Source organism: Terrisporobacter muris (assembly GCF_024621905.1).
GTDB classification, from domain to species: Bacteria; Bacillota; Clostridia; order Peptostreptococcales; family Peptostreptococcaceae; genus Terrisporobacter; species Terrisporobacter muris.
This window is the reverse complement of sequence record NZ_JANKBY010000172.1, coordinates 1-7,530: the sequence shown is the minus strand read 5'-3', so window position 1 is coordinate 7,530 and position 7,530 is coordinate 1. Positions and strand designations below refer to the sequence as shown.

7 protein-coding genes and 1 pseudogene are annotated in these 7,530 nt (G+C 28.1%); 3 read left to right on the top strand and 5 right to left on the bottom strand.

All coding sequences use genetic code 11. From position 1 onward, the window contains the following. The 3 genes and pseudogenes from NSA58_RS12695 to NSA58_RS12685 form a co-directional block, all read right to left on the bottom strand. Positions 1–341, bottom strand: a pseudogene (locus NSA58_RS12695) (HAMP domain-containing sensor histidine kinase); the annotation flags it as partial. 139 nt (positions 342–480) lie between these two features. Further along, positions 481–1,203 carry a response regulator transcription factor gene (locus NSA58_RS12690; protein WP_074429489.1) on the bottom strand — a complete coding sequence of 241 codons (723 nt, stop codon included), beginning with the start codon at positions 1,201–1,203 and terminating at the stop codon, positions 481–483. 192 nt (positions 1,204–1,395) lie between these two features. After that, entirely contained in the window at positions 1,396–1,539 is a 144-nt protein-coding gene (locus NSA58_RS12685) for an ATP-binding protein (protein ID WP_161791928.1), read from the bottom strand. A 1,033-nt stretch (positions 1,540–2,572) separates the two neighbouring features. Between NSA58_RS12685 and NSA58_RS12680 the strand changes: the two genes are divergently transcribed. From NSA58_RS12680 to NSA58_RS12670, 3 genes are all read left to right on the top strand, one after another. Further along, complete coding sequence (locus tag NSA58_RS12680) at positions 2,573–3,355, top strand: PIG-L family deacetylase (protein WP_079764752.1); 783 nt, start codon at positions 2,573–2,575, stop codon at positions 3,353–3,355. Between the two features lie 114 nt (positions 3,356–3,469). Beyond that, complete coding sequence (gene pepT, locus NSA58_RS12675; protein ID WP_039680537.1) at positions 3,470–4,711, top strand: peptidase T; 1,242 nt, start codon at positions 3,470–3,472, stop codon at positions 4,709–4,711. A gap of 70 nt (positions 4,712–4,781) precedes the next feature. After that, positions 4,782–5,039, top strand: coding sequence for a YitT family protein (locus NSA58_RS12670; RefSeq protein WP_257560521.1), 258 nt, complete (start codon positions 4,782–4,784; stop codon positions 5,037–5,039). Between the two features lie 293 nt (positions 5,040–5,332). Here NSA58_RS12670 and NSA58_RS12660 read toward each other — a convergent pair whose 3' ends face one another. Then, the gene (locus NSA58_RS12660) at positions 5,333–6,268 is read right to left on the bottom strand and encodes a D-aminoacyl-tRNA deacylase (RefSeq protein WP_039680539.1); all 936 of its coding nucleotides are present in this window, start codon (positions 6,266–6,268) and stop codon (positions 5,333–5,335) included. A gap of 5 nt (positions 6,269–6,273) precedes the next feature. Further along, positions 6,274–7,512, bottom strand: a complete 1,239-nt coding sequence (gene dpaL, locus NSA58_RS12655; protein WP_039680540.1) for a diaminopropionate ammonia-lyase — start codon at positions 7,510–7,512, stop codon at positions 6,274–6,276. Between the last annotated feature and the right edge of the window lie 18 nt (positions 7,513–7,530).

The window sequence follows — 7,530 nt, the reverse complement described above, 5'->3', positions numbered from 1 at the left end:
AGCAATAACAAGCAAATTGCATCATAAAATACAAATTTATCATAAAAATATATATGTCTATTCATGCTATTTATACTTAAAAATACAGATATAATAACAAATAATAACGGTGCTTCTATAGTAAGTTTGTCGTATAAGTAAATCATATATTTACTGAATCGAGTTTTAGCTTTAAGATTTTTCCTATATAGATTAAAACATATAAAAATTGCAATAATTGAAACTATGCAAATAGCTACTATTGTAGAAGCCACAATTCTATTATCTGTATAATAAATTCCTGGACCAAATAGAATAAATTTTCTAACTTCTGTCTGACCATACCAACCATAATTATTCAAAAGATCTTCAAGGGTATATCTAATCAATGCAAAATGATCTCTAATCAAAAATAATAATGTATTAAAAAATAAAGAAGCAAATACAACCATTAACAAAAGAGTAACAATCTTTATATAGGGATTTTTTGAAATGAGGTCTTTATTTAATTTTTTCAATTTTATAGCCAATACCCCACACCACCTTTAAGTATTTTGGATTTTTTGAATCTATTTCAATTTTTTGACGAATTCTTCTAATATGAACAGCCACAGTTTTTTCACAATTATAAGCATCTTCCTCCCAAACTCTTTCGTATAGCTCATGAGAAGAAAACACCCTTCCTTGATTAGAAAGAAGTAATTCTAAAATTTTATACTCAATAGGTGTAACCTTTATATCATCTCCATCTAGAGTTGCAGTCTTCGTTTCTTGGTTTAATTCTAAACCACCGCTTTTTAAAATTACCTTTTTATCTTCAATAGTGGAAGATGAATTTGTATCAGACATATTACCTAGATTTATATATCTTCTAAGGTGAGAACGAACTCTTGCAGTTAGCTCTAAAGGATTAAATGGTTTAGTTATATAATCATCAGCCCCCATATTTAATCCTAAAATTTTATCCATATCTTCAGATTTTGCAGACAATAAAATAATTGGTATATTTTTATCTTCTCTTATTTTCATAGTTGTTTTAAGACCATCCATATTTGGCATCATTACATCCATGATAATAAGTTTAATATCATTTTCTATAAGCATTTCTAAAGCTTGTAAACCATCATAAGCTTTTAAGATATTATATCCCTCAGGCTTTAAATAAAATTCAATAGCATCAACTATTTCTTTTTCATCATCAACAACTAAAATATTTTCATTCATAAATTCACCCCTTACAAAAATTATAGACTAATTAATTATATCAAAATAAATTACCAATAACAGTGTATAATTATTACAAATTTATAGCTATTTCTTCTTAATATGATAATTAACAAATGTAGTTGATTTAGTTATCATTATGATGATATTTTTCAAACTTTAAAATTACCTTGAATAAATCACCATCTATATTTAAATAGTACCATTTTGAGTATTAACAATACTTTGTATAATAGAAAGACCAAGTCCAGAGCCTTCAGTATTTCTAGAAGAATCGCCTCGTTTAAGTCTTTCTAAAAACTCATCTTGACTTAAATTCAGTCTATAATTTGACATATTTTTAATATTATGGATATAGTATTATTTTCAACCAATAAATCTATATAAACTCTCCTATTAGGAGCAGAGTATTTTGTTATATTTGTAATTAAATTCTCAAAAGCTCTGAAAGTTCTTTTGACATCTATATATGGTAAATACAGTTTCATCAGGTGGATCCACAATAAAATTTAATCTACGTTCTTGAATTTTATCTTCTAGTCCCACTACATTTTGTATTAAAAGTTCTTTAATATCAGTTTTTGCTATGTTGAATTCTATCTCACTGCTACTAAGTTTTGAGGCTTCAAAAATTTCTTCTACTAAAATTTTAAGTCGCTTAGATTTTTTATCTAAAATAGATAGATAAGAGTTTTTAGATTAATATTTTTTGCAATAAGGGAAATTTAATCATTACCTTTGATTTGCACTTTACAATCAATACTTGCATTTTTAACAGATTGAACTTCTTTTGAAATATACTCAATACAGTCGAATTTATTACATATCAATTTAAATACAAAAATATAAAATGTAAAATTTATAAAAACAAAATAAAAAAAATAATGCAGATGGATGTAAACACCCAGAATATATGGGAAGTACCATAACGAACTCCAGAGCCAAATAAAAAGAATTGTCTTATGAGAATACTAGATAATCAAGGTCTATTATTATAAATTTCATTAAAAAAATAGTCAAAAAACTTGGTCTCTATAAATAAATCCTATTGTTTCTGCAAAAATAGATGCAGATAAAAACATAAAAAATAAAGAAAATATTTTTAAATAGGAATTATAAGCTCTTAAATTTTTAATGTAATTTTTGATGCTTAGAATCAAAGATTATTACCTCCTTTTATATAATTTTTCTTCATCCAATCAATTATATCAAAAGAAAATATCAAAAGTAGTACTTAATTATTACAAATTTATAACGATTTATGCGCAATATTACGTAATTGTAAGAAAATTGTTATTCTGTCGTAATCATTTAGTAATTTATAAAAGGTATAATTGATTTAAGACATGAGGGAGAAGGAGTGAATATTATGATGAATAATAAGATTAAGCTAGCAATAAGTATAGCGGCATTATTAATGTTACCATTGTTTATAACAGGATTTGAAAATGAAGAAGGTTATGGAGATACAAAATTTAAGGATAATGTAGTATTTTATGCACAACATCAAGATGACGAGACACTTTGGGCATCAGCAGCAATTATAGAGGCAATAAATGAAGTAGGAGCAGACCATGTTTATGTGGTACAGGTATCTTATGGAACGGGAATAAAGATATTTGATAAGGAAAAAACTTTTGAAAACATGAGTGAAATGGAAAAGTATAAATATAGAGAAAGAGAATTTCTTGCAGCTGTTAAGGCATTAGGTGTAAAACGAGAAAATGTAGTTTTATTACCACAACTAAATAAAACAGGTTCAACAAGCTTTAATTTAATGGAGGAAGTTGCTTTAAAATTTGAAAAGGAATTAAAAAGTGTAACACATGTTGCTCATACTTATAAATTAGACTGGCACTTACAACATTTAAAAAATGGTGCAGTAATTCAATCTTTATATAATGCAGGACAAATAAAAGATGTAAAATATTTTGTAAAGCCAGAGTATAAAAAAGATATTCCAGAGAGTGAAAGGATATTTTATAAAGCTATAAAAAAAGAAGATAGAGAAAAAATAAGAAAAGCTTGTGAACAGTATAAAATAATAGATAAAGATAAGAAAAGAGAAGGTATAGGGTATAAGTCAGATCATAGATCTTTCGATAGACTTATGGAAAACTATGATTCTATACTACACACAGCAAGTATATAAGAAAAAGGGATTGCTACAAAATTTGTAACAATCCCTTTTTTATGTGTTAAAAGTTATAATTATTACAAATAATAATAAATATGTAAAAAATTAAAATAAATAGGAGGACTAGAGATGGAAAATTTAATAGAACGTTTTGTTAAATATGCAAAAATATATACAACAAGTGATGAAGATTCAACAAGTACACCGAGTACAGAAATACAAAAAAATCTTGCTAAAATCTTAGTGGAGGACTTAAAAGAAATAGGTGTTGAGAACTCTTATATGGATGACAATGGTTATGTTTACGGATTTGTACCATCAAACACAGATAAAATGTGTAATACAATAGGTTTCATTTCTCATATGGATACTGCACCAGCAGCTTGTGGAGAAAATGTAAATCCACAAATTCATAAAAATTATAATGGTAAAGATCTTATTTTAAATAAAGAAAAAAATATTGTTTTATCCATAAATGAATTTCCGTATTTAAAAGATCAAGTAGGAAAGACTCTAATTACATCAGATGGAACTACATTGCTTGGTGCTGATGATAAAGCAGGTATAGCAGAGATTATGGAGGCTATAAAATATATAATTGAAAATAAAGACATAGAGCATGGTCCTATTGCTATAGGTTTTACACCAGACGAAGAAGTGGGGAGAGGTGCAGATTTATTTGATGTGAAAAAATTTAATGCTCATTTTGCTTACACCATAGATGGAGGGTATTTAGGAGAGTTAGAATATGAAAATTTCAATGCAGCAGGTGCTATAGTGAATATTACAGGGAAAAGTGTTCACCCTGGTTCAGCAAAGGATATTTTAATAAATGCAACTACAGTAGCAATGGAATTTCATTCATTGTTACCAGAAGATGAAGTACCAGAAAAAACAGATGGATACGATGGTTTTTATATGATAACAGATTTTAAAGGTAGTATAGAAAACGCGACGTTGAAATATATAATTAGAGATTTTGACCTAGAGAATTTACAAAAGAGAAAGGATTTATTAAAAAATATAGGTGATAGAATTAATAAAAAATATGAAAAAGAAATAGTTAAAGTAGAAGTTAAAGATGAGTATTATAATATGAAAAAAGTAATAGAGCCAGTTATGTATGTTATAGAGTTGGCTAAGAAATCCATGATAGAAGCTGGAGTAAAACCAAACATAATTCCGATAAGAGGGGGTACTGATGGTGCTAAGCTATCATATATGGGACTTCCAACGCCAAATATATTTACTGGTGGAGCAAATTTTCATGGAATCTATGAATATGTTTCAGGAGAAGATATGTTAAAAGCTAAGGAAACCATAATTAATATTATAAAAAATGATGTAATAAACCATGATAATATTAAATAACTTCTAAATAGTACAAATAGTGGAATATAATTATTAATATAGAGATTAAAAGTTTAAGAGTGTTGTTTATATGTTCAAAAATAAAGAATATAATTCTTGGGTGGTTGTTGTTATTATTATTCTTCTTCTTTCCTATATATTTATGACTATATGCATCTTATTGGCAGCACTAGCCTTGGAAGTATTTCTAATTCAAGTTTCCTTTGCTATGATTCTATTCTCTCTATTGCTTGAAGTATTTAAGTTTGTTGAAGAGGTTATTAACGATATACTTATGGCAATTGTATTTGGTGGTATACTTCTGGGAATAGGAGTGGTTTTATTATAAGATATGGAGCTTGCTTAGATACAGGGTCAGAAGGTTTAGATCAAGCAAAAGTAGACTTATATGCTGTTGTTACAAGGCTAGAAGTAAGAGGACTTAAGAAAATAGTTGAAGCGGATGATGTATCTGATTTTCTGACAATCACAGATGTGGGTAAAATCGTTGGACAACATATTAAAGACAAAGAAAGTTTAAATATAAATAGATAATTTAAAGATACAAAAAGCATATACTAAGCAAAATTATAAGAGTCTGATACTTTACTTAATATATGCTTTTTAATTATGTAATGAATTTTACCAAATAGGTAAATCCTTTGGAGTTCTTAGTTTTTTATGTTTAAAAGTAGGTACATTTAATTCTTCGGCAAGCTTTTTAATTTGATTTTTATAACCAGACTTTAAATTATCATGAATTACTATTCCGTCAATACTACCAATAATAGAGTCAGTACACTTTTTTAATAAATCATATTTTTCATCTTTATCATATTCACCTTGAACTAACCATTGATTAGGAAGAACATGTCCCACAGAAATTTTATAATCCTTATCTATAATAATATTTGAGAAAGTTTCCTCAAAGTGCATACCGCCAGTGCAAAGAAGGATTTTTACTTCTTCTTCATCAGAGAAAACCTCTTGCAAAGATGTAGCCAGGGTCTTTACAGCAGTTTCATTAGTCCAACTCTCCAAAGTACTGCCTATTTCTATATCAAATAGAGGAACTTGATATTTATCTATTAAATTAATATTTCCATCTCTTATGGTACCTGTCCAATGAGTTCCTTCAGTCATTACCTTAAAATCATCTAGATTATTTTCAACTCTATGTTTTTCTATAGAAACTAATAAATTTCTTAAATATAGAGGATTGGAAGGAGCGTACACTCCTCCTACAACATCACCAGTTGAATGAACTGTAAGAATTTTATCTGGAGCTTTTTCTCCACCATGCCAGTTTACAACACCAGCTATGTCATAGTCTGAAAAGAACTCATTTAAAATAGGTATGTATTTATCGTAATCATAGCTTAAAACTTTATTAGTCTCTACATAAGTAAATAAATTATTATTTTTATCAACATAATTATAAATATCTCTGTTATCAAATTTTGTATTGCTCAACTTAAGGGGATAATTATTTTTTAAGTAGTTAAGAACCCTTGGTGCAACTTCATCTCTTTCATAATCTGTACAGAAAAAATATACAGCTTTTTTATTATAATTCATTGAAATTACCTTCCTTCCACAAATGAACTTGGATTTTTACCATCATAAATTATTTCATCATATCCTATAGGGTCAGTATTGCCTTCTGTACTAAATATTAAAACTACAGAGTCTGAATTTAAATTCATAGCTTCTTTTATTTTTTTTAATTCATCTCTTTCCATTAATAAAGATAGTAACCCAAGACCAACTGCTCCAGATTCTCCAGAAATAATTTTTTTATCATCTCCTATAGGAGATGATAAAATCCTCATTCCTTTAGCACTTACATAATCAGGACAAGCAGCATAGAAAGATGCAAAATCTCTAAGAATAGGCCAAGTAGCAGTATTGGGTTCACCGCAATTTAGACCCGCCATTATTGTTTGTAAATCTCCAGTAACTGCATGAGGATTTCCGTCACCAGACAAAGCTGATTTATAAATACAAGCAACAGTTTTTGGCTCCACAATTGTGGTAATAGGAGGATTACCTTTATACTTATTTGCGAAATATCCTAAAACTCCTCCAGCCATTGAGCCTACACCAGCCTGCAAAAATAAGTGAGTAGGTTTTTCAATACCATATTCTTGTAATTGATCATAAGCTTCATTTGCCATTGTCGTATACCCTTGGGTAATAAAATTAGGAACATCTTCATATCCACCCCAAGCTGTATCTTGAACTAGATACCAGTTATTTTCCTCAGCTAACTTAGCAGCTTTTCTTACAGCATCATCATAATTAAGGTCCGTAATAGTTACTTCATAAGCTCCAACTTGGCGAATTGCCTCAGCTCTAACTTCTACAGTTCCTTTTGGCATAAGAACTATAGATTTGCATCCTAATTTTGATGCAGCAAATGCCACACCTTTACCGTGATTTCCGTCTGTAGCAGTTATAAAAACCATATCTTTCAAATATTCTTTTATTTCAGGGCTTTGCAAATCTTCAAAAGTTGTTTTGCTATCATCTAGATTTAGTTTTTTACATACTATTTTAAAAATAGCATATAAACCACCCAAACCTTTAAAAGCATTTAAATTAAATCTATAGGATTCATCTTTAATATAAATTCCTTTAATATTTAGTTTTTTTGCTAAATTGTTTAAAGATATAAGAGGTGTTATTTTATAGTTACTAATTGATGAGTGAAAATTCCTTACTCTGTCAGATATTTCTTCATTTAAAAATAGAGGTAAATTATGATTGTCCGTAGATGTTGAAATTACATTAATTCCTAATTGTTCTTCAAAGCTTATCATCTTATATTCCTCCAAATA

Bases quoted from the DNA above. Each gene is read 5' to 3' on its own strand.
- NSA58_RS12660 (WP_039680539.1), bottom strand. From the start codon at position 6,268: ATGAATTATAATAAAAAAGCTGTATATTTTTTCTGTACAGATTATGAA.
- NSA58_RS12685 (WP_161791928.1), bottom strand. From the start codon at position 1,539: ATGTCAAATTATAGACTGAATTTAAGTCAAGATGAGTTTTTAGAAAGA.
- dpaL (WP_039680540.1), bottom strand. From the start codon at position 7,512: ATGATAAGCTTTGAAGAACAATTAGGAATTAATGTAATTTCAACATCT.
- NSA58_RS12690 (WP_074429489.1), bottom strand. From the start codon at position 1,203: ATGAATGAAAATATTTTAGTTGTTGATGATGAAAAAGAAATAGTTGAT.
- NSA58_RS12670 (WP_257560521.1), top strand. From the start codon at position 4,782: ATGTTCAAAAATAAAGAATATAATTCTTGGGTGGTTGTTGTTATTATT.
- NSA58_RS12680 (WP_079764752.1), top strand. From the start codon at position 2,573: ATGATGAATAATAAGATTAAGCTAGCAATAAGTATAGCGGCATTATTA.
- pepT (WP_039680537.1), top strand. From the start codon at position 3,470: ATGGAAAATTTAATAGAACGTTTTGTTAAATATGCAAAAATATATACA.